We start from the raw sequence: 20,197 nt of genomic DNA, 5'->3' as shown, positions 1-20,197 counted from the left end.
GCCGTGCGCCCGGTCTGGCCACTCGCGTCGGTGATGTCGCGTTCGTGCTGGTGACGGCGCGTGCGCGAAGGTTCAGCGCTCCAGGACGTGGTCGAGGTAGCGGGCTGCGGAGCGCTGGACGATCTCGTGCGCGCCGGTGGGGATGACGCTGTCCCACCAGGCCCCGTGCAGCGCGTCGAAGGTGTAGCCGTCGAGGATCTCGGCGGCGCGGCGCACCACCGACGGCCGCTCCGGGATGAGGTTGGGGTAGCTGTACATGAACGCGACGTGGGTGCGGTCCGGGATGACCTGGACGATGTCGCCGCTGAACAGGGACCCGGCCCCGTCGGCGCGGTGCAGGACGGTGCCCCCGGCGAAGTGCACGCCGAGGTTGATCAGGGTGAGCCCGCCGGGGAGCTCGTGGGTGGTGCCGCTCCAGTAGTGCAGGGCCGGGTCGGGGCGCCCGACCCACTGGCGGTCGGATTCGTGCAGGTGGACCGGCACGTCGAACGCGCGGGCCCACTCGACCATGGTGGTGTAGTAGTGCGGGTGGCTGATCGCGATGCCGGTCAGCCCGCCGAGGTCGGTGATGGCGCGGACGATCTCGTCGTCGAGGTAGGCGGTGCAGTCCCACAGCAGGTTGCCGGCCTCGGTGCGCACCAGCAGGGCGCGCTGGCCGATGCCGAACCTCGGGGCGCAGCCGATGCCGAGCACGCCGCCCTCCTCGCGCAGGTCGGCCTCGTGCTCGGCCCGCAGGGTCTCCAGGTCGGTCCACTGCTGCCCCTCGCGCGGGACCCACTGGCGTTCGTCCTCGCAGATCGGGCAGTCCGGGCGGGTCTGGGCGTACTGGGTGCCGCAGGTCGCGCAGATCGGCAGCGTCATCGTGTCCTCCGCGGTCGGTGGCGGCTCCACGCTAACGCTGGTCGGGGCCGGTGGACAGGCGGACAATGCGGGCATGTGCCGCAGCATCAAGACCCTCCGCCCGCCCTACGCCGAGCAGGTCACCGACGCCGACGTCCGCGCCGCCGCCCTGCAGTACGTCCGCAAGATCTCCGGCTTCCGGGCTCCGGCCGCCCACAACGCGGAAGCCTTCGACCGAGCAGTCGACGACGTCGAACGCGCCACCGCCACCCTCCTGAACTCCCTCCACATCCGAGGCCACTGACCACCCCGCCGACCCGTCCGGTGCGGGAGCTCGGCTGCGGTGGCGCAGGGTCCCCGGCAGTGGACAGTTTTAGTGAGAACTGTCCGGACAAAAGGGACATTGATCATGGACAGTTTTCACTAAAACTGTCCCCTGGTGACCCGAGAACTCCCCGCCACGCCACGAACTCGGGCACGACGGGCGCGTGGTCAGGCCTGGCAGTGGCCTCCGGAGGGCGGGACGTCGAGAGTGGGGTTGCGGTCGAAGAAGCCCTGGGGCGTGAGGGTGAAGCCCGAGCGGTCGACGGGCATGATCGGCCAGTCCTCGGGCCGCGGGAAGTGGGTGAGCCCGAAGGTGTGCCAGACGACGATGTCCTGCCCGTCGACGTCGCGATCGGCTTCGGTCCAGGACGGCAGACCCGCCCCGCCCGGGTTCTGGTTGACGAAATCGCCCGCCGGGTAGCGCTGTTCGGGATCGTGGCGGGTGACCCACAGGTGCCGGGTGGCGAAGGTGCCGCGGGCGTGCACCGATGACGACTCGTCGGCGAGCATCACCGGCTGCCCTTCGGGCCGCAGCACGTAGGACACCGGGTCGCCGTAGCGGTTGCGGCGCTCGGGGTTGACGATGTGCCAGGTGCGGGCGCGGGAGTTGTCGGCGAGCCGGGCGGCCCGCTTCTCGGTGGTGAGGCGAGTTCGCTTGGCGCGGAAGGCGTTTCCGCGCGGGTTGGTGTCGCTGACCGGGAGCGCTTCGGCCTCGACCTCGTCGACGGCGTTGCGCTGCCCGTCGATAGCGACGTCCAGCCGGGCGCAGAACAGGTGCTGGTGGAACGGCGCCGCGAGACCGGGCGCGACCTGCGTCGCGTGCTCGAGGCCCTCCTCCGGGTAGGCGCCGGTGAAGGTGATGCCGGTGGCCTTGCTCTCCAGCTCGATGGTGCCGTCGAGGTAGAGGTACCAGTAGAAGCCGTAGTCGTAGTTGCCGACCGTGGTGAAGAACGAGAGCACGAGCCTGCGCTGGCGCCGGGTCTCCTGCGAGCCGGTGAACAGATCGGTGTGCTTCCACAGCACCCCGAAGTCCTCCTCGTGCAGGCAGATCCCGTTGCGGATGGTGCGCGGGCGCCCGAAGTCGTCGGCGATGACGGCGTCGAAGTAGTGGATCTCGCCGAGGCAGTCGCAGCCCAGCTCCAGGGAGTTGGTGTAGCGGGCGAACATGTACTCGCCGCAGTCGAAGTAGTTCTGCCAGAACCGCACCGGCGACGGGTCGGCGTAGGGCACCACCATCTCGGCGATCGAGGCGCGGTGGAGCACCGGCCGGTCGTGGAACGACACCTGGTGCAGGGTCAGGCCCTCGCGCTCGTTGAAACCGACCCGCAGGTCCCAGTTCTCCCACCGCACCCGGTGACCGTCGACGGTGAAGCCGGGACCGTCGGGCTGGGTGATCTCGATGGGTTTCAGGCTGGTGCGCGGCGGCCCGGTGACCTCGGGGTCGTCGTAGTTGCCGGGTTCGGGCGGCACCGGCAGGTCCCGGTGGTCGATGACGCGGGTGACCTCCCGGTTGGTGAGGTCGATGTAGGCGCACAGCCCGTCCACCGGGTGCGCCCACGGGTGGTCGGCGGGGTGGAACTGCTGGAACCCCAGCGAGCGGATCATGCGCCTGCCCCGCTCCCCCGGCTCGTCGTAGACCCCGGCCGACAGCGGCGCGGCCCGCACGGTCGCGGGGTCGATGCCGCGGCGGCGCAGCGCGGAGAGCCAGCGCTCGTCGGCGTTGACGATCTCCTCGACGAGCTCGAACTCGGTGTCGATGATGGGCGGCTGCCCGTCGGTGGCCGGGTCGAGCCGCCGCACCGAGTCCACGCTGGAGCGCGTGGTGGACACGACGGTGTCGTGCGAGACGCCGGTGGCCAGGTCCAGCAGCACGACCCGGAACCGGCGGTCGACCGGATCGCCCGGCCGGTGCGCCAGCAGCGCGGCCTTGCCGGGTTCCTCGGGGACGACGACGGTGAACCGGACGTGCTCGCCGAGCAGGCCGGCGTCGTCCAGCGCCGCGCGGAGGGCGTCGACCTCCCCGGCACTCATCGGGTCCAGCGGGTGGGCGGTGGCGGTGGGCCGGTCGGCGATCGTCATGGCGCTCCATTCCCCCAGGTCGGCCGCCGGTCGGACGGCCCTGCCACCTCCAGGATGGCGGCGCCACCCCGAACAGGCGAGCACGATCGCCCGAAGAGAGTCAGCCCGCGCGGATCTGGGAGCGCAGGCCCAGCAGCACGTCGACCACGAGGAACGCCAGCAGCGAGACCCCCAGCACCGGCAGCGCGTACCCGAGACCGCACAGCGCGAGCACGCCGGCCGGCACCGCGGGCCGGGGCAGGGCGCGCCAGGCCCCGCGCGGCGGGGGTGCGACGACCCCGCGGGTGGGCCGCCGCAACCACCACATCCGGTAGGCGAACCCGATGGTCGCGATGAGGGTGATCATGAGCGCGGCCAGCACCACCTGGTTGACCCAGCCGAACAGCAGGCCCATGTGCGCGTCGATGCCCCAGCGCGAGAGCTTGGCCATCAGCGGGTAGTCGGCGAAGCGCAGGCTGTCGGTGATCGCACCGGTCTCCGGGTGCACGGCGACGGCGTCCTGCTGGGTCGGCCAGGACCGCTGCACCTCCTGCACGGTGTAGGCGGACCCGGCGCCGGCCGGTGGGGTGATCTCGACCCGGCCGGTCAGCCCGCTCGCGGTGGCGATCTCGCGGACCCGGTCGAATCCGATATCGGTCCCGGCCGCGGGGGCGGGCACGGTGTTGGCGACGACCGGGGTCTGCCAGGACAGCGCGGCGCGGATCCGGCTCACGGTGTCCCCGGCGAAGGTCGACCAGGTCAGGCCGGTGGCGGACAGGAACAGCAGGCCCGCCGCGAGCCAGGCTCCGGCGATGCCGTGCCAGGACACCACTCGCGCGCGACCGGGCGGATGCGTCCGCAGGGCCCGGGCTCTGCGGTGCCGGGAGAACCAGAGCGCCAGCCCGCCGAGGACGACGACCCACAGCCAGCTCGCCGCCAGCTCGCTGTAGAGGCGGCCGACCTCGCCGAGGTGGAGGTTGCGGTGCAGCTCGTCGAGCCAGGTCCGCAGCGGTAACGCCTGATCGCTGCCGTAGGTCTCGAGCACCCCGCGCACCTCGGCGTCGCGCGGGGCGACGAACACGGTGCGGTAGTGGCTGTCCGGGAGGTCGTCGGTGGTGAAGATCACCTGCGTGGTGGAGGTGTCGTCCGCGGCCGGGCGCACGGCCTTGAGCTCGGTGCCGGGCAGCGCGGAGCGGGCGGCCTCGACCTGCGTCGCGAGCGGCGTTTCGGTCGCCGCGGCGGGCACGCGCAGCTGGTGGGCGTAGACCGCGGCCTCCAGCTGCGGGGCGAAGACGTAGAGCAGCCCGGTGAACGCGACGACGAGGAGGAACGGGGCCACCAGAACCCCGGCGTAGAAGTGCACGCGCAGTGCCAGCTGCCGCCAGGGGCGGAATCCGGCCGGGGGCGTGTCGGCGCGCTCGGGGGTGGTGGTGTCGTTGGCGACCACGGTCGCACCTCTTCTCGTGTGTGCCGGGCCCGCTCTCACCCGGGCGGGGCGTCGGTGTGCCGCGCGAGCGGGAAGATCGCGTTGATCCGGGTGCGGTTGTCGGCCAGCCAGGCCCGCAGGGCGCGGGGGCGTTCGATCGGGAACAGGTCCACCACGACGACGATCGGGCGGCCGGCGTGCTGCTCCAGCCGCTCGAGGAAGGCGATGACCGAGTCGGCGGTGACGGGTCCGGTGTGGACCGAGAACAGCACGGACCGGCGGGTCGACACCGCCGACAGCGACCGCAGGTCGTGGTGCTCGGTGCAGGTCATCCAGAACACGGCGGCGTCCTGCAGGTGCGCCATCCTGGCCAGCAGCGGGTACTGGTGGCGTCGCCACCGGGTGATAGCCCGCGGGTTGCGCGCCGCCGCGCGCGGCAGCACTTCCTGCCGGATCAAGCCCCAGCGGCGCAGGTAGCTGCTCACGGTGTTGGGCGTCAGCCGCACGCCGAGGGTCCGGTCGATGAGTTCGGCGACGGTGTGCCGGGTCCACAGCGCGGCGTCCAGGCCCGCGTCGTCCGGGTGGGTCCCGGTGAGCGCGGCGAGGACCCGGTCCTGGTCCTCGTCGGTGAGCACGCGGTGCATTCCGGTGCGCCGCCCTCGTTTTCGCGGCCGGAACGAGGCCTCGCCGTTGGCCTGGTAGGCGCGGACCCAGCGGTTGACCGTGGGCCGGGACACCCCGAACACCCGGGCCGCTTCGACCTGGGAGGCGCCGGAGTCGACGGCCGCGACCACGCGGCGGCGGAGGTCCTCCAGCGCCGGCGCGGAGATCTTGCGGACGTCCCTCACGTTCATCGCGCCTCCCCGTGCACGGCTTTCGAATCGAAAAACCCTTGTCGGGACTGATTCTCAGATGACCTTAACAGTCAGCTGGGGCTTTTCTCATGTATTCGGCGTTACGTCGTAGTTCCAGCGACACCGTCGTCTCTGGAATGACGCGAAATCACCTGATCACAGGCGGGTTCGACGCGATCTGCACGCAGGTACCGACAATTCCTCACCGCTGCGCGCCGAATCGGGATAAGCCCGCGCGGAGCATCGGGCGTGCGGGAGAAATGCGTGACACGCCCGCAGGTGCGGGCGTCGCTCCGAGATCTGAGGCCAGCGGACGATTCCCGTTGCCATTCCGATCGGGCGGGGTGTCGCACATTTCGCTGCCGCGATGCCGATTCCGGCCGATCGGCCGGAATTCGACCCCGCGCGGCACGCGCCGGAATCGGGTCCGGGGCTGCGGGAGGGGTTTTGCACGCGCGTCATCGCCCGGACACCGGACCGCACCGGCCGCGTTGTTTAAATAGGTCCGATCCGAACCCATTTGCGGGGCCGCGCGCCGCGCAGGAGGAGCACCCGATGATCCCTCAACAGGGTCCCGATCCCGAGTCTCCGGCGGGCGAGCTGGATCGGCTCCTCGATCGGCGGGCCGCGGAGCTGGGCATCGACCACGCGCTGCTTCGGGTGTGGCGCGAGCTCGGCTACGTGCCCACCAGCGCGACGCGCGACCTGTTCGCACCGGAGGAGCTCGCGCGGTGGGAGCGGATCGCGGCCTCCTCCGGCGACGACACGGACCTGACCGATCTGGTGCGGTTGCTCTCCGAGGACCTGGACGAGGTATTGGCCGCGACGCTGGCCGCCCGCTCCCCGGAACCGGCCCGCCGGTTCGCCGCGCGCGTCATCGAGACCGACCTGCTGGTGGCGCTGGAAGAGGGACCCGACCGGCGGGAACCCGAGACGCTCGGCGTGACGCTGGCGTTCCTGCTGCTGGCCGGGTGGATCACGCTGTCCACGCCCGGCCGCTGCGGTGCGGAGCCCGCGGTCAGCGCGGTGCGCGAGGGGATCGGGCCGAAGTGCGCGGAACTCGCCGCCGCAGCGGCACGACTGCTCGCCCGGGACCCGGTCGAGGATCTCGGCGAGGAGCTGCTGCCCGCCCTCGTCCTGCTGCTGGCCGGGGTGGTGCTGCGCCACGGCGACGGCGACCCCGGGTTCGTGCGCCGCTACGACCGGAGTCGCCACGAGGACACCCCGAGCCGCTGAGGCGAACGGGACCTTCCGGGACAACGCCGTTTCCCGGACATCGGGCACACAACGTCACACACCCGTCACGCGGCAAATACGCATCCGACATTCCCCTTCTCCAGAGTGCGGTCCGTGCGTTTGACGAAGTTCACCGATCTCTCGCTGCGCGTGGTGCTCCGGCTCGCGCACAGCGACGGCAGCAGGCGCATCACCGCGCGGGAAGTAGCGGGGTCCGTCGGCGCGCCGCACACGCACGTGGCCAAGGCGGTCAGCAGGCTGCAGCACCTGGAGGTCGTCGACGCGCGCCGCGGACGCGGAGGCGGGCTGACGCTGACCGCTTTCGGCAGGCAGGCGTCGATCGGGTGGATGGTCCGGGAGCTGGAGGGCGCCGGCGATGTGGTCGGCTGCGTCGACGACCCGCCGTGCCCGCTGCTGCGGGGATGCCGGTTGCGGGGAGCGTTGCGGGTCGCGCAGGAAGCGTTCTTCGTCTCGCTGGATCCGCTGACCGTCGCCGACCTGGTCCAGGACGGCACGACGTGGTTCGGCCCGACGCTGCCGCGCTCCTACTCCGACGCGGGCTGACCGGCGTTCGAGCGGAGGGCGGCGATGAACCGGCGCAGAACCACCTCGGTGGACGGAACACCTCCGGCGAGCCCGCGCCCTCCGGAACCGCTTCCGGACCCGGCGCGGGTCCTGGAAGCCGATGCCGAGACCTCCGCCAAGTGGGTGCGCACCTACCCGGGCCGGAACGAGCGCGGCTAGGTCAGGAGTCCAGCAGGGGCCGCAGCTCGTGGTGCTCGTCCGGCCAGGCTCGGACGAAGGGCCGGATGCTGCGGCTGACTTGCACGCCGAGGCGCTTGCGGAACTCCGCCAGCCGCTCCGGCTCGAACGGCCGCTCCCCCGCCATGAAGAACAGCACTCCGCGACCGGTGACCGCCAGCAGCACCTGCAGCGGTTCGGCTTCCGGCAGCGGGCGCGGGCACAGCCAGGCCACGGCGATCCGCTCCACACCGGGGACCGGGGCGGGCAGGTCACCGGGCAGGATCGGCGGCAGGTGCTTGGTGCGCACGCCCCACCGGACGAAGTACTGGTCCACGGTCGCCGGGGACAACGCCGTTCCGAGGTCGCGGTGGATCAGCTCGACCACGGCGCGGCGGGTCCACAGCAGGTGCGGCAGCCCGGCCTCGTCCGGCAGACGAGCGGACATGGTGCGCAGCACGGCGAGCTGCTGGGAGTCGTCGAGCGCGAGCCGTTCGCCGGGACGGCGTCCGCGCCGCTGCGGCACGAGCGCCGCCTCGCCGCGCCGCTGGTAGTCGCGGACCCAGTTCCCCACCGTTTTCCGGGAAATCCCGTACATGCGGGCGACGTAGGTGTGCGAGAGGCCGGATTCGCTGGCGGCCACGGCCTGCCGCCGGAGCTTCTCCAGCGCGTCGGCGGGCAGGCTCCTCGCGCCACCGTGCAGCAGGTGAGCGTGGATGTCCATCGGCATCTCCTCGTGGTGTGCGGTGGCGGTGCCGGCTTCCCGACCGCGGCCGGACTACGGCCGGGAGAGTTCGCGGCCCATTGAGGCGCACGGGCGTGTCACCGGCATGCCGCGCTCGTAACGCGGCCATGACGAAAGGCACATCCCGCATGCCGATTCAGCAGGGCCTCGCGGACGGCGGAGAACTCGCGTGGGAGCTTTGTCCGCACACCCGGGAAGGACCCGCCGATCCCGGAGAAGCGGCCCGTTCGCACCGGTCCCGCGACCGCGGAAACCCGGAGAACGACCCCGTCGCGGTGACGCCCATTCAACTGATCGAGGCGAGCAAAGCACTTCTCCCCCGCACCGGATCCCGAATTTTTGACGCCGCCCGGCACGCCTTCTCCGAACTGCGCGAATCACCTCCGCGACCGGCGTTTCGCCGGGGTGAACGCGTATTTCCGGGGTGGCGTCGCGGTTGGCCGGGGTCGGGACCGGCGTGCCATGATCGGCTCGATCCTGGACCACACCGAGGGGAACGCATGTCGGAGTTGCTGACCGGGCTGGACGAGCGCATCGGTGGGATCCGGGAGCTCTACGAGGACCTGCACCGGAATCCGGAGCTGTCGTTCCAGGAGGTGCGCACCGCCGAGGTGCTGGCGCGGCGGCTGCGCGAGGCCGGGTTCGAGGTCACCACCGGGGTCGGCGGCACCGGGGTCGTCGGGGTGCTGCGCAACGGCGACGAGCCCGGAGTCCTGCTGCGCGCCGACATGGACGCGCTGCCGGTGCGCGAGATCGAGGCGGTCGACTACCGCAGCACCGCCACCGGCACGGGCCCCGACGGCGACGAGACGCCGGTGATGCACGCGTGCGGGCACGACACGCACATGGCGGCGCTGATCGCTGCCGCCGAGCAGCTCGCCGAGCGGCGGGAGCACTGGTCGGGCACGGTGCTGGCGGTGTGCCAGCCCGCCGAGGAGGTCGGCGGCGGTGCGCGGGCGATGCTGGAGGACGGGTTCCTGGAGCGGTTCCCGGCGTTCGACGTGGCGCTGGGCCAGCACATCGCCTCCGCGCCCAGCGAGCACCTGTACGTGCGGCCAGGGACGTTCATGGCGGCGGCCGACAGCCTGCGGGTCACGGTGCACGGCCGGGGCGGGCACGGGGCGCAGCCGCAGGCCACCGTGGATCCGATCGTGATCGCCTCGTCGATCGTGCTGCGGTTGCAGACCGTGGTGGCGCGCGAGATCTCCCCGGAGGAGGTCGCGGTGGTGACGGTGGCCGCGGTGCACGCGGGCTCGAAGGAGAACGTCATCCCCGCCACCGCCGAGCTCAAGCTCAACGTGCGCACCTTCGACCCGGCGGTGCGGGAGACCGTGCTGGAGGCCATCGGCCGCATCGTCCGGCACGAGGCGGCCGCCGCGGGGGCGCCGCGCGAACCCGACATCGAGCCGATCAACTCGTTCCCGCTGCTGGTCAACGACGTGGACGCGGCCCGGCGGATCGGCGCGGCGTTCACCGAGCGGTTCGGGGCGGAGTTCGTGCACGAGCCGCCGGCGAAGGCGGGCAGCGAGGACTTCGGCGCGTTCGGCACCGCGGCCGGGGTGCCGTCGGTGTTCTGGAACTTCGGTGGTTTCGACCCGGCGCACTACCCGGACCCGGCGAAGCCGAACGCGGCGGTGGCCGCGGGTCTGGCGCCGGGAAACCACTCCCCCGAGTTCGTGCCGACGGGCCTGGAGCCGACGTTGCGGCGGGCCGCGGCCGCGATGGTCACCGCGGCCGGTCTGTGGCTGGCGTGAGGTTGTCGAACAGCGCGAGCGCGGCGGCGGTGTTGGACGCCGGGACGTGGTACACGTCGTGCACCCGGTGGATCTCGTCGGCCAGCGCGCCGCGCATGATCAGCCACATGACCAGTTCGAACCCCTCGGACCCGGCCCGGCGGACGTAGTCGGCCCGCGACAGCCCGGCCAGGTGCTCGGGGTCGGTCTGGATCTCCTCGAGGAACATCCGGTCGAACTCGGGGTTGATGAACCCGGCGCGGGATCCGGCCAGCTGGTGGGACATGCCGCCGGTGCCGAAGACCGCGACCGTGGTGTCGCCGGGGTAGCTGCGCAGCGCCCGCCCGAGGGCCTTCCCGAGCGCGTAGCAGCGGGCGGCGGTGGGCTGCGGGTACTGGATGACGTTGACCAGCAACGGGATCACCGCGCACGGCCACGACTCCCCCGGATCCGGGCAGTACACCGACAGCGGGACCGTGCAGCCGTGGTCGACCTCGAGGCCCTGCAACGCGGTCATGTCGAAGCCGTCGTCGACGAGGCTCTCCAGCAGGTGCAGCGACAGGTCCGGGGCGCCGCGCAGGTCGGGAACCGGGCGGCGGCCGAAACCCTCGTCGGCGACCGGGTAGGTCTCAGCGGTGCCGAGCGCGAAGGTCGGCACCACGTCGAGGTCGAGGGCGTTGGCGTGGTCGTTGTAGATCACCAGCGCCACGTCCGGGGTGCGCCCGGCCATCCACTCGCGGGCCGGCCGGTAGCCGTCGAAGAGCGGTTTCCAGTACGGGTCCCGGGTCCTGCCGCCGTCCATCGCGGCGCCGATGGAGGGCACGTGCGAGGTCGCCAGACCCCAGATCACCTCAGCCATCGGTCCGCCCTCCCGCGCGCATCATCGCCACGAACTCCTCCTCGGTCATGCCGGTGAACACCCCGCCGAGGTACTGCATGGACCGCCCGTCGACCATCGCGAGCTTGAAGACGTAGAAGATGCTGCCGCCCTCGTCGCACAGCCCGCGCCAGTCCCGGTCGAGGACCGCGCGGCGCTGGGCGTCGCTGAGCCCGAACTCCGCGCAGTAGGCGGCCTCGTCGGCGAGGAACCGCTCCCGGGCGGCCGGATCGCGGAAGGTCATGAGCATCTTGTTGAGCCGGTAGCCGCGGCGTCCCGCGCGGCCGTCGAAGACGTAGGTGCCGGGGATGTCCTCCACTCACGCCTCCTGCGGGTGGGTGGCCAGCGCCTCGACGGTGACGTCGAGCCACGGCGCCATCGGCAGCGACATCAGCGCCTCGTGCAGCCGCGCCGGATCGTCCGCCTCGTAGAGGCCGACGGTGGCGTTGCGGCCGGGCACCCGCCACAGGCGCTTGAGCACGCCCTGCTCGCGCAGCTGCATCGCGCGCGCCCGCTCGGCCGCGCGCAGCTCGGCGCGACGCTGCTCGGGCGTGTCGGGCGGCAGCCGGTTCTCGGAGCGGACCAGGAACTCCACGAGCACCTCCTGGGGACTGTGCGGGATCTCCTCGGGGCGAGATCAGCTCTCGACGAGGTCGAGCAGGGTCGCGGCGAGCTCGCCGGGGGCGGTGACCATGGCTTCGTGGCCGGTCTTGAGCTCGTGCACCGGCCAGCCGCGGGCGTGCGCGCGGGCGGCGTGGGCGCGGAACACCCGCATCCAGTCGACGCATTCGACGAACGCGGCGGGCACCTCGGATCCGGCGCCGGTCAGGTGCAGCGGGTCGGTGTAGGTCTTCCAGGGGTGCGCGGTGAGCTTCGGGGTGAGCCAGTCGAGGTCCTCGGGCCTGCTCACGCCGAGCACCGCCAGCGAGCGGGGCGGCACCAGCCAGCCGAACCCGTCGTCGGCCGCCGACGACGCCCAGTGGTGGCGCACCTGCTCGGGCAGCAGGTCGGCGGCGGCTTCGCCGTCGGAGCCGACGAAGGCGTCCAGGTACACCCGGCGGGCGATGACGTCGGGCCTGCGGTCGGTGACGGCGGTGACGAGCTGGCCCGCGTAGCTGTGCCCGACCAGCACCACCTCGCGCAGCCCCAGCACGTCGAGGTGGCGGACGAGGTCGTCGGTGTGGGTGTCGAGCCCGACCTGCGGCGAGAGCAGGTGGGAGCGCTCGGAGAGCCCGGTCAGCGTCGGCGCGTGCACCTCGTGCCCGGCCTCGCGCAGCAGCGGCGCCACCCGGTCCCAGCACCAGCCGCCGTGCCACGCCCCGTGCACCAGCACGAAAGTCTCAGCCATGTCCGGTGTTCCACCCCTGCCGCGTCGGTGATCTCCGCACCCGAACCTACGAACCCGGCGCCACCGGCAGATCCGACCGTTGACGCCTCGCGGCTACGTCATCCGTCGCGGGGTCATCCGTCGCGGGCGTCAGCCGGGTGCGGCGACCAGGCCTTCGCGGATGGCCAGCAGGGCGGCCTGGGTGCGGGAGGCCAGCTGCAGCTTGCCGAGCAGGTTGGAGACGTGGGTGCGGGCGGTGCGTTCGCTGATGACCAGCTGCTCGGCGATCTCCCGGTTGCACAGGCCCTGGGCGACGAGCACGAGGATCTCGCGCTCGCGCCCGGTCAGCGACGTCAGCCCGGTGCGGGGCGCGGCCATGCGGCGGGCCAGCAGCCGGGCCACGGCGGAGTCGAGGTGGACCTCGCCGGTGGCGGCGGCGCGGATGGCGGTGGCGACCTCGTCGGGGTCGGCGTCCTTGAGGACGTAGCCCGCGGCCCCGGCGGTGAGCGCGGCGTGGACGCGCTCGGCCTCGCCGAAGCTGGTCAGCACCACCACCTTCACCTCCGGGTGGGCGCGGGCGATCTGCCGGGTGGCCTCGACCCCGTCCAGCCGCGGCATCTGCAGGTCCATGAGCACGACCTCGGGCATCCGGTCGCCGGTGACCTGCCGCTCCTTGAGGCGCGCCACCGCTTCCCGGCCGTCGGCGGCCTCGCCCAGCATCTCCATCTCGGGTTCGGAGTCCAGGTAGGCGCGCAGGCCTCGGCGGACGATCGCGTGGTCGTCGACCACCAGCACTCCCACCGCGTCGGTGGTGATCATCGGTTCCCTCCGTCCTGCTCGTCGGGTCGCGGGGCGGGCAGAACGACGTCGACCGCCCATCCCCCACCGGGTTCCGCACCTGCGGACAGACCGCCGCGCCAGCGCTCGGCGCGTTCGCGCATCGACACCAGGCCGAGGTTCGCGCCGCCGGCCGCGGCGGGTCCGCCGACGCCGTCGTCGCTGACGCGCACCCGCAGGCCGCCGTCGCGGCCCCGGCCGAACTCGATGTCGGCGCGGGAGGCGCGGGCGTGCTTGACGACGTTGTGCAGGGCCTCCTGGACGATGCGGTAGAGGTCCTCGGCGACGTCGACGCCCAGGTCGGGTTCGGGGTCGGGTGCGCGCACCTCGACGACGAGTCCGGTGCGGGCCTCCACCCCGGCGGCGTGCGCGCGCACCGCGTCGACCAGCCCGCGATCGGCGAGGTCGAGCGGGTGCAGCTCGAAGACGAGGCCGCGCAGGTCGGCCAGCGCGGTGCGCGCCAGCCCGACCATCTCCTCCACCCCGTCGCGCAGCTCCCCGCCGGTGTCGCGCAGGCGGGAGCGCAGCGCGCGGGCCTGCATGCCCATCGAGAACAGCTGCTGCACCACGGAATCGTGCAGGTCGCGGGCGAGCTTGCGGCGCTCCTCCATCTGCGCGCGGGACCGGGTCTGCGCCAGCAGCGACGCGGTCTCGATGGCCACCGCCGCGTGGTCGGCCATCGCCGACAGGAACGCCAGCGAGCTCGGCCCGGGGTCGTCGCCGGGCACGTAGTAGGCGTTGAGGACGCCGAGCGTCCGGCCGCGCACCACCAGCGGCATGGACACGAACCCGTCCCACTCGGGTTCTGCCATGATCTTCTTCAGCGGCGCCCAGCGCGGGTCGGTCATGATCACCGGTTTGCGGTGCGGCACCACCACCGGCCTGCGCTGTTCGAGCGCGTCGATGAACCGCACGTCGGCGCCGAGCCTGCGGCACTCGCTGAGCCGGTCGGTGAACCCGGTGGTGTCGCCGAACCCGGCCATGCCGACCACCCGCAGCTCGTCGCGGGGGTGCTCGATGGTCATGATCTGGACGGCGGCGATGTTGCCGGTCGTCCACACCTCGCGCGCCATCGCTTCCAGGGTGGTGCGCAGCGAACCGGAGTCGGCGACGCTGGCGGCGGCGCGGGTGATCGCCGAGAGCCGCTTCTGCTCGCGCAGCGTCTCGGTGATGTCGGTGAACCACACGGCGGTTCGCCCGTCGGGCAGCGCGGAGGTCCGGTACTCCAGGTGCAGCCTGCGCCCGTCGCCGCCCTGCCACTCGGTCTGCCTGCGCGCGTCCGAGCAGGCGCGGCCGGTGTCGAACGGCGCCCGACGGCCGTGCAGCGCCTCGTCGCCGAGGATGCGGTGCCCGGCGGCGTTGACCTCGTCGAAGCGGCCGTCGGTGTCGAGGACGGCCAGCCCGTCGGCAAAGACGTCCACCAGCGCGCGCAACGGCGACCCGGCGGTGCCGGTCTCGCGCACGAGCGGTCGCATCCAGCCTCCTCGCCGTCGCCCCCTTCGAATCCAAGACCCTCCGAACGGGTCGGGGCAACCGCCCGTTTGCCCGGCGGAAGCGGGGATTCAGCCGGTCGGCGCGGTGCGCACGCGCAGCCCGAGGACGGTGACCAGGGTGATCGCGCACAGCGCGGTGAGGTAGAGCGCCAGCGGCGCCGACGAGCCGGTCGCGGCGTAGAGCGAGGTGGCGACGATCGGCGTCAGCGCACCGCCGATCATGCCGCCCATCTGGTAGGCGATCGAGATGCCGCTGTAGCGGAATCGGGCGTCGAAGAGCTCGGTGAACAGCCCGCCCTGGGCTCCGGCCATGATGCCCTGGACGATCGCCGCGACAAAGAACGCGAGCCCGGCCGCGCCCCAGTGCCCGGTGTCGACGAGCGCGAACATCGGGAACGGCCAGATCACGGCGGTCAGCGCGCCCAGCACGTAGATCCGCTTGGCGCCGAAGCGGTCGGCGGCCAGGCCCGCGACGACGATCGCGGCGATCCACACCAGCGTCGAGGCCAGGATCAGGGCGAGCAGCGTGGGCCGGGCGAACCCGGCGGCCTGGGTGCCGTAGTTGAGCATGTAGACGATCACCATGTACCCGGTGGCCGGCGGGGCGATCGAGGCCAGGCAGGCCAGCGCGAGGTTGCGGGGCTCGGTGCGCACCAGTTCACCGAAGGGCATCCGGCTCACGCCTTCTCGCTGCTTGACCTGCGCGAAGTCGCGGGTGTCGGCCAGCCGGGCGCGCACCAGGACGCCGACGAGGATGAGCAGGACGCTCAGCAGGAACGGGATGCGCCAGCCCCAGCTGAGGAAGCTCGCGTCGGGCAGCCCGGACACCGCCAGGAACGCCAGGTTCGAGGTGAGCACGCCGATCGGCACGCCGAACTGGGCGAAGCTGCCGTAGAAGGCGCGCTGCGCGGGCCGGGCGTGCTCGGTGGCGATGAGCACCGCGCCGCCCCACTCCCCGCCGACGGCCAGGCCCTGCAGCAGCCGAAGCCCGACCAGCAGCAGCGGGGCGCCGATCCCGATGGCGGCGTAGGTGGGCAGCAGGCCGATGCAGAAGGTCGCGCCACCGGTGATCACCAGGGTGATGACCAGCATGGACTTGCGCCCGATGCGGTCGCCGAAGTGACCGAACAGCGCGGCGCCGAGCGGGCGGGCGATGAAGCCCATCGCGAAGGTGCCGAACGCGGCGATGGTGCCCGCGGCGGTCGAGAACTGCGGGTAGAACAGCGTCCCGAAGACCAGCGCGGCGGCGGTGCCGAAGATGTAGTAGTCGTACCACTCGATCGAGGTGCCGACGAGGCTCGCGGTGAGGATCGTGCGTCGGGACGGGCCGGTTCGGGTCTCGGTTTCTGCCACGGTGCGCACTCCTTCGGATGCGGATGGGCCGAGGGCAGTCCAGCGCCTGCGTGGCCGGACCACCACCGCCATCCCAGTGGTTCCGGACATCTCGGGCTCGGGTCGGACGTCTCGACGCGAATCGGTCATCCGTCGCTTGACGGGCGTTGCGCCGGGGGCCGAGCGGTTATGTTCGGGGCGGACGGACCGGACGAGCGGAGGAGCACCGGATGTCGCAGCGAACCGTGATCGGCGTGCTGGGCCTGGGCGAGGCCGGCGGCGCGTTCAGCGCCGACCTGGCGGCGGCGGGCGCGCAGGTGCGCGGCTACGACCCGGCGGTTCCGGCCGGGCCCGGCCTCGTCGCGGCGAGCAGCGAGGCCGAGGCCGCGACCGGCGCGGACCTGGTGCTCAGCGTGAACCGCTCGGCCGTCGCCGTCGAGGTGCTGGAGGCCGGGATCGGTGCTCTGCCGGAGGGCGCGGTGTGGGCGGACCTCAACACGGCGTCCCCGGCGAAGAAGCAGCGGCTCGCCGAGATCGCCGAGCGGCGCGGGATCGCCTTCGCCGACGTGGCGATCATGGCTCCGGTGCCCGAGCCCCGGCTGCGGGTGCCGATGCTGGTCAGCGGCCCGGGCACGGCGCGATTCGCCGAGCTGCTGGGCCCTTTCGGCGCTCAGGTGGAGGTGCTCGACGGGCCACCCGGCCTGGCGGCGACGCGGAAGCTGCTGCGCAGCGTGTACTTCAAGGGCATGGCCGCCTCGATCGTGGAGGCGCTGGAGGCCGCGCGGGCGGCGGGTTTCGAGGAGCTGCTGCGCGAGAACATCGTCGCCGACCTCACCAGGGCCGGTGAGTCCACTGTGGAGCGCATCGTCTCCGGCACCTACCGGCACGCGGTGCGCCGCACCGACGAGATGACCGCCGCCACCGAGATGCTCACCGACCTCGGCATCACGCCGAACATGGCCGCAGGAAGCCGAGACCTGCACGCCCGTCTGAGCGAGAAATAAGTTCTCCGCTGAGGGATTGACACCCGCTAAGCCAGAGGCATTCCGCGGCGCATTCGGATTCGCAGGTCCCAGAGGGCGACGTTGAAGGGGAAGCGGCGCAGCGGTTTCGGGGTCAGCTTCTGGGCCGTGGCCAGCGCCGCGATGATGCGGTCGAAGCGGGCCTGGTCGCGGTCGGTCCAGGGCAGGCGCATCTCCTCGCGGAAGCGCGGCGGCAGGAATCCGGTGGTCATGAACAGGTTGAAGCCGCCGAACGCGGTGCTGAGCGGGGCCGGCAGGAACTTCAGCGCGGCCACGTCGTGCAGGAAGTCGCGGACGGTGTCGTCGATGTGGACGTGGTCGAGCTGCTCGTTCCAGTAGCGCTCGAACTCGGCGCGGTCGGCGGGCCACATGTCCTCGCGCACCTGCAGCGTGGTGCCCAGCGCGGCCGAGTCGCGGTAGAGCTCCTCCAGCACCTCGGGGTCGGTGACGTCGCCGATCAGGCGGTGCAGGTCCTCGACCCCCTTGTACAGGCAGGCCGCGACCCACAGCTGCAGCTCGGGGTCGAAGGCGTTGTAGGACACCGGGCTGCGCTCGGTGGAGCGGACCTGGGCGTGCTGCCGGTTGACCGCGCGGCGGAAGGCGGCGCGCTCCTCGTCGCTGCCCAGCAGCGCGACGGCCAGGTAGGTGATGGTGGTGCGGGTGCGCTTGACCGGGCGCTTGAACAGGTTGCCGCTGTCGACGCGGCTCTCCACCACGCCGTGACCGACGCCGGGCCTGCTGAGCTGCATGATCACGTTCGCGGCTCCGGCCAGCAGTCCCGCACCGAGCACCGAGTCGTCCGCACCACCGGCCATCGCAGGACCTCCCGGGACGAGATCTGGGAACAGTCGTTATCAAATCCATGAGACGAGTAGCCGCACGAGATGTCAAGATGGTCGGGTGGCCACCACACCTCTGCGCGTCTACGGCGGCGTGACGGGCTCGGACCGCCAGGCCGAGCGCCGCGCCCTGCTCCTCGAAGCCGGGCTGGAGCTGCTCGGCTCCCCCGACGGCGATCCGAGCCTGACCGTGCGCGGGGTGTGCCGCCAGGCCGGGCTGGCCAACCGGTACTTCTACGAGAGCTTCACCGATCGCGACGAGCTGGCCACCGCCGTCTACGACCACGTGGTCAACGAGATCGCCGCCACCGCCCTGGACGCCGTGACCGCCGTGGAGGACCCGCGCCTGAAGGTGCGCACCGGGCTGGCGACGATCGTGCGGCTCATCGCCGAGGACCCGCGGCGCGGGCGGCTGCTGTTCTCCCCGTTCCTGGCGGGCACCCCGCTGACGCACCGGCGCACCGAGTCCACCCGGCTGTTCACCCGGTTGCTGGGGACCCAGGCCCGCCAGGTCTACGGCGTGCAGGGCGGTGCGCGGCTGGAGCTGCTGTCGAGCTTCCTGGTCGGCGGGCTGGCGCAGACGCTGACCGCGTGGCTGGACGGCGATCTGACGGCCTCCGAGGAGGAGATCGTCGAGTGGTGCGCCGAGATCTTCCTGGCCACCTCGGACTTCCCGGATTGACCTGACCCAGCAGCCGCGAGACGGGAGACGCACCGTGACATTGACCGATCGGATCACCGAGGCCGTGGCCGCGCCGCGCACCGACGACGCCTTCGACGCCCACGCCGAGTTCGCCGAGGTGCTGGCCGGGATCGGGATGAGCCCGTCGGACACCGGCGGCGAGGTCCGGTTCCTGGGCGCGGATCCGGTGGTGCCCAGCACGCTGCGGCTCGGTGGCGCGGCGGCGATCACCCTGGCGGCGAAGTCGGCGGCGATCGCGCGGTTGTGGCGGCATCGCGGAGGCGAGGGGCAGGACATCGAGACCGACCTGCGGGTCGCGCCGCACCGGCTGTGCCCGTTCTACGACCGCAGGTGGGAGCTGCTCAACGGCTATCCGGGTGCCGGGGATTCCAACCAGGCCTTGGGTTTCCGCTTCTACCCCACCGCCGACGAGCGGTGGGTGATGCCGCTCAACCCGTACCCGAAGATCAAGGCCGGGGCGCAGCGGCTGCTCGACGTGCCGGAGGACTCGAAGTCGGTGGCCGCGGCCATCGCCCGGTGGAAGGGCCGCGACCTCGAGGAGGCCGGCGCGGAGGCCGGTGTGGTGATGCCGATGCTGCGCAGCGCCGAGGAGATGCTGGCCGAGCCGCAGTACCGGGACCACTTCGCCGCGATGCCGCTGGTGGAGATCGAGCGCATCGGCGACGCCGAGCCCGAGCCGCTGCCGCCGGGCGTCGACCAGCCGCTGTCGGGCGTGCGGGCGCTGGGCATGGGCCACGTCATCGCGGGCGCGGGCACCGGCCGGGCGCTGGCGCTGCACGGTGCGGACGTGCTGAACCTGTGGCGGCCGGGCGAGTTCGAGCACGAGGGCGCCTACATGAGCGCCAACGTCGGGGTGCGCTCGGCGACGGTGGATCCGCGCGCGCACCAGTCCGCGGTGACCGAGCTGCTGGCGGGCGCGGACGTGTTCTACGCCAACCGGCGTCCCGGCTACCTGGCCTCGATCGGGCTGTCGCCGGAGGAGGCGGCGCAGCTGCGGCCGGGGATCGTGCACGCGACGACGACGCTCAACGGCGAGCGCGGGCCGTGGGCCGACCGGGTCGGCTTCGACCAGACGGCGGGCAGCCTCGTCGGGATGATGAACCTGGAGGGCGACGGGACCACGCCGAGGCTCTCGCCGATCCTGGTGGTCAACGACTACATCGTGTCCTGGCTGCTCACCGCCGGAATCGTCGCGGCCCTGACGCGCCGCGCCACCGAGGGCGGCAGCTGGCGGGTGCACGTCTCCCTGACCCGCGCAGCCCTGTGGATCCTGAGCCTGGGCGTCTTCGACCGCGACTACGCCACCGAAATCGCCGGCCACGGCGAACAACACCGCTACCTCGACCCCGAAACCTTCACCGCAGACACACCCCTCGGCCACTACCAGGGCGTCACGGACCAAGTCCGCATGTCGGCAACCCCAGGCCACTACAACCACGTCCTCCTCCCCCGAGGCGCCTCCCGCCCGGAGTGGCTCTAGAACGTTTCGAAACGGACGCGACAAAAGCGACCCAAGCTTCGGTAGAGGCGACCCACGACGGGGACGTTTCGCAACGAACGCGACTAAAGCGACCCGAGCTTTGGTAGACGCGACCCACTACGGGTACGTTTCGAAAGGAACGCGACCAAGGCGACCCAAGCTTTGGTAGACGCGCCCCGCTACGGGTACGTTTCGCAACGAACGCGACCAAGACGACCCAAGCTTTGGTAGACGCGACCCACTACGGATACGTTTCGAAAGGCAGTGACAATTTCTTCTGAAATTGGCAGATCGCACAACGCAAGAGAAGCACGAAACGAAGCCAATTTC

The 20,197-nt window shown here is 72.0% G+C and carries 21 protein-coding genes; 8 read left to right on the top strand and 13 right to left on the bottom strand.

Translation table 11 applies throughout. From position 1 onward, the window contains the following. Positions 1 to 72: 72 nt before the first annotated feature. Positions 73 to 861 (bottom strand): MBL fold metallo-hydrolase, encoded by a 789-nt coding sequence (locus BM424_RS16670; RefSeq protein ID WP_093418737.1) that lies wholly within the window; start codon positions 859 to 861, stop codon positions 73 to 75. A gap of 73 nt (positions 862 to 934) precedes the next feature. On the opposite strand from BM424_RS16670, the gene BM424_RS16665 reads away from it, so the two are divergent. Continuing rightward, positions 935 to 1,144, top strand: a complete 210-nt coding sequence (locus BM424_RS16665) for a DUF2277 domain-containing protein (protein WP_093419285.1) — start codon at positions 935 to 937, stop codon at positions 1,142 to 1,144. 188 nt (positions 1,145 to 1,332) lie between these two features. On the opposite strand, the gene BM424_RS16660 is transcribed toward BM424_RS16665, so the two are convergent. The 3 genes from BM424_RS16660 to BM424_RS16650 form a co-directional block, all read right to left on the bottom strand. Further along, positions 1,333 to 3,243 (bottom strand): primary-amine oxidase, encoded by a 1,911-nt coding sequence (locus tag BM424_RS16660; RefSeq protein ID WP_093418735.1) that lies wholly within the window; start codon positions 3,241 to 3,243, stop codon positions 1,333 to 1,335. Between the two features lie 100 nt (positions 3,244 to 3,343). Continuing rightward, on the bottom strand, positions 3,344 to 4,669 hold the full coding sequence (locus BM424_RS16655) for a PepSY-associated TM helix domain-containing protein (RefSeq protein WP_093418733.1): 1,326 nt from the start codon (positions 4,667 to 4,669) through the stop codon (positions 3,344 to 3,346). 35 nt (positions 4,670 to 4,704) lie between these two features. Next, on the bottom strand, positions 4,705 to 5,502 hold the full coding sequence (locus BM424_RS16650) for a helix-turn-helix domain-containing protein (protein ID WP_093418730.1): 798 nt from the start codon (positions 5,500 to 5,502) through the stop codon (positions 4,705 to 4,707). A 555-nt stretch (positions 5,503 to 6,057) separates the two neighbouring features. Between BM424_RS16650 and BM424_RS16645 the strand changes: the two genes are divergently transcribed. The 3 genes from BM424_RS16645 to BM424_RS28875 all read left to right on the top strand — a co-directional run bounded on the left by BM424_RS16645 (position 6,058) and on the right by BM424_RS28875 (position 7,482). Next, positions 6,058 to 6,738: a hypothetical protein gene (locus tag BM424_RS16645; protein ID WP_093418727.1), complete on the top strand. Its 681-nt coding sequence runs from the start codon at positions 6,058 to 6,060 to the stop codon at positions 6,736 to 6,738. A 114-nt stretch (positions 6,739 to 6,852) separates the two neighbouring features. Beyond that, on the top strand, positions 6,853 to 7,302 hold the full coding sequence (locus BM424_RS16640; protein WP_093418725.1) for an RrF2 family transcriptional regulator: 450 nt from the start codon (positions 6,853 to 6,855) through the stop codon (positions 7,300 to 7,302). A gap of 24 nt (positions 7,303 to 7,326) precedes the next feature. After that, a complete protein-coding gene (locus tag BM424_RS28875) occupies positions 7,327 to 7,482 on the top strand; it encodes a hypothetical protein (protein ID WP_175548129.1) in 156 nt (51 codons plus the stop codon). Position 7,483: 1 nt separating this feature from the next. Here BM424_RS28875 and BM424_RS16635 read toward each other — a convergent pair whose 3' ends face one another. After that, positions 7,484 to 8,203, bottom strand: coding sequence for a helix-turn-helix domain-containing protein (locus tag BM424_RS16635; protein WP_093418721.1), 720 nt, complete (start codon positions 8,201 to 8,203; stop codon positions 7,484 to 7,486). A gap of 521 nt (positions 8,204 to 8,724) precedes the next feature. Here BM424_RS16635 and BM424_RS16630 point away from each other — a divergent pair. Then, positions 8,725 to 9,978 (top strand): amidohydrolase, encoded by a 1,254-nt coding sequence (locus BM424_RS16630; RefSeq protein WP_093418718.1) that lies wholly within the window; start codon positions 8,725 to 8,727, stop codon positions 9,976 to 9,978. On the opposite strand, the gene BM424_RS16625 is transcribed toward BM424_RS16630, so the two are convergent. The 7 genes from BM424_RS16625 to BM424_RS16595 all read right to left on the bottom strand — a co-directional run bounded on the left by BM424_RS16625 (position 9,950) and on the right by BM424_RS16595 (position 15,844). Continuing rightward, entirely contained in the window at positions 9,950 to 10,816 is an 867-nt protein-coding gene (locus BM424_RS16625; protein ID WP_093418715.1) for a class III extradiol dioxygenase subunit beta, read from the bottom strand. The two genes, BM424_RS16630 and BM424_RS16625, sit on opposite strands and share 29 nt — an antisense overlap. Further along, positions 10,809 to 11,153: a protocatechuate 4,5-dioxygenase subunit alpha gene (ligA, locus tag BM424_RS16620; protein WP_093418713.1), complete on the bottom strand. Its 345-nt coding sequence runs from the start codon at positions 11,151 to 11,153 to the stop codon at positions 10,809 to 10,811. Before ligA ends, BM424_RS16625 begins: the two co-directional genes overlap by 8 nt. Then, the gene (locus BM424_RS16615; protein WP_093419282.1) at positions 11,154 to 11,429 is read right to left on the bottom strand and encodes a muconolactone Delta-isomerase family protein; all 276 of its coding nucleotides are present in this window, start codon (positions 11,427 to 11,429) and stop codon (positions 11,154 to 11,156) included. A gap of 42 nt (positions 11,430 to 11,471) precedes the next feature. After that, positions 11,472 to 12,182, bottom strand: a complete 711-nt coding sequence (locus BM424_RS16610; protein ID WP_093418711.1) for an alpha/beta fold hydrolase — start codon at positions 12,180 to 12,182, stop codon at positions 11,472 to 11,474. Between the two features lie 129 nt (positions 12,183 to 12,311). Continuing rightward, on the bottom strand, positions 12,312 to 12,980 hold the full coding sequence (locus BM424_RS16605) for a response regulator (protein WP_093418710.1): 669 nt from the start codon (positions 12,978 to 12,980) through the stop codon (positions 12,312 to 12,314). Beyond that, on the bottom strand, positions 12,977 to 14,473 hold the full coding sequence (locus BM424_RS16600; RefSeq protein WP_093418707.1) for a PAS domain-containing sensor histidine kinase: 1,497 nt from the start codon (positions 14,471 to 14,473) through the stop codon (positions 12,977 to 12,979). Before BM424_RS16600 ends, BM424_RS16605 begins: the two co-directional genes overlap by 4 nt. Positions 14,474 to 14,560: 87 nt before the next feature. After that, positions 14,561 to 15,844 carry an MFS transporter gene (locus BM424_RS16595; protein ID WP_245775899.1) on the bottom strand — a complete coding sequence of 428 codons (1,284 nt, stop codon included), beginning with the start codon at positions 15,842 to 15,844 and terminating at the stop codon, positions 14,561 to 14,563. A gap of 209 nt (positions 15,845 to 16,053) precedes the next feature. Between BM424_RS16595 and BM424_RS16590 the strand changes: the two genes are divergently transcribed. Beyond that, on the top strand, positions 16,054 to 16,827 hold the full coding sequence (locus tag BM424_RS16590) for an NAD(P)-dependent oxidoreductase (RefSeq protein WP_093418701.1): 774 nt from the start codon (positions 16,054 to 16,056) through the stop codon (positions 16,825 to 16,827). 26 nt (positions 16,828 to 16,853) lie between these two features. On the opposite strand, the gene BM424_RS16585 is transcribed toward BM424_RS16590, so the two are convergent. Then, on the bottom strand, positions 16,854 to 17,660 hold the full coding sequence (locus BM424_RS16585) for an oxygenase MpaB family protein (protein ID WP_093418698.1): 807 nt from the start codon (positions 17,658 to 17,660) through the stop codon (positions 16,854 to 16,856). Between the two features lie 85 nt (positions 17,661 to 17,745). Here BM424_RS16585 and BM424_RS16580 point away from each other — a divergent pair, with 85 nt between their 5' ends. Together BM424_RS16580 and BM424_RS16575 are read left to right on the top strand one after the other, a co-directional pair. Then, positions 17,746 to 18,366: a TetR/AcrR family transcriptional regulator gene (locus tag BM424_RS16580; protein ID WP_093418695.1), complete on the top strand. Its 621-nt coding sequence runs from the start codon at positions 17,746 to 17,748 to the stop codon at positions 18,364 to 18,366. A gap of 34 nt (positions 18,367 to 18,400) precedes the next feature. Continuing rightward, positions 18,401 to 19,867 carry a CoA transferase gene (locus tag BM424_RS16575; RefSeq protein WP_093418692.1) on the top strand — a complete coding sequence of 489 codons (1,467 nt, stop codon included), beginning with the start codon at positions 18,401 to 18,403 and terminating at the stop codon, positions 19,865 to 19,867. Positions 19,868 to 20,197 lie beyond the last annotated feature (330 nt).

Origin of the sequence: Saccharopolyspora flava, assembly GCF_900116135.1 — a bacterium.
Lineage (GTDB): Bacteria > Actinomycetota > Actinomycetes > Mycobacteriales > Pseudonocardiaceae > Saccharopolyspora > Saccharopolyspora flava.
This window is presented reverse-complemented; position numbering and strand designations above follow the sequence as displayed.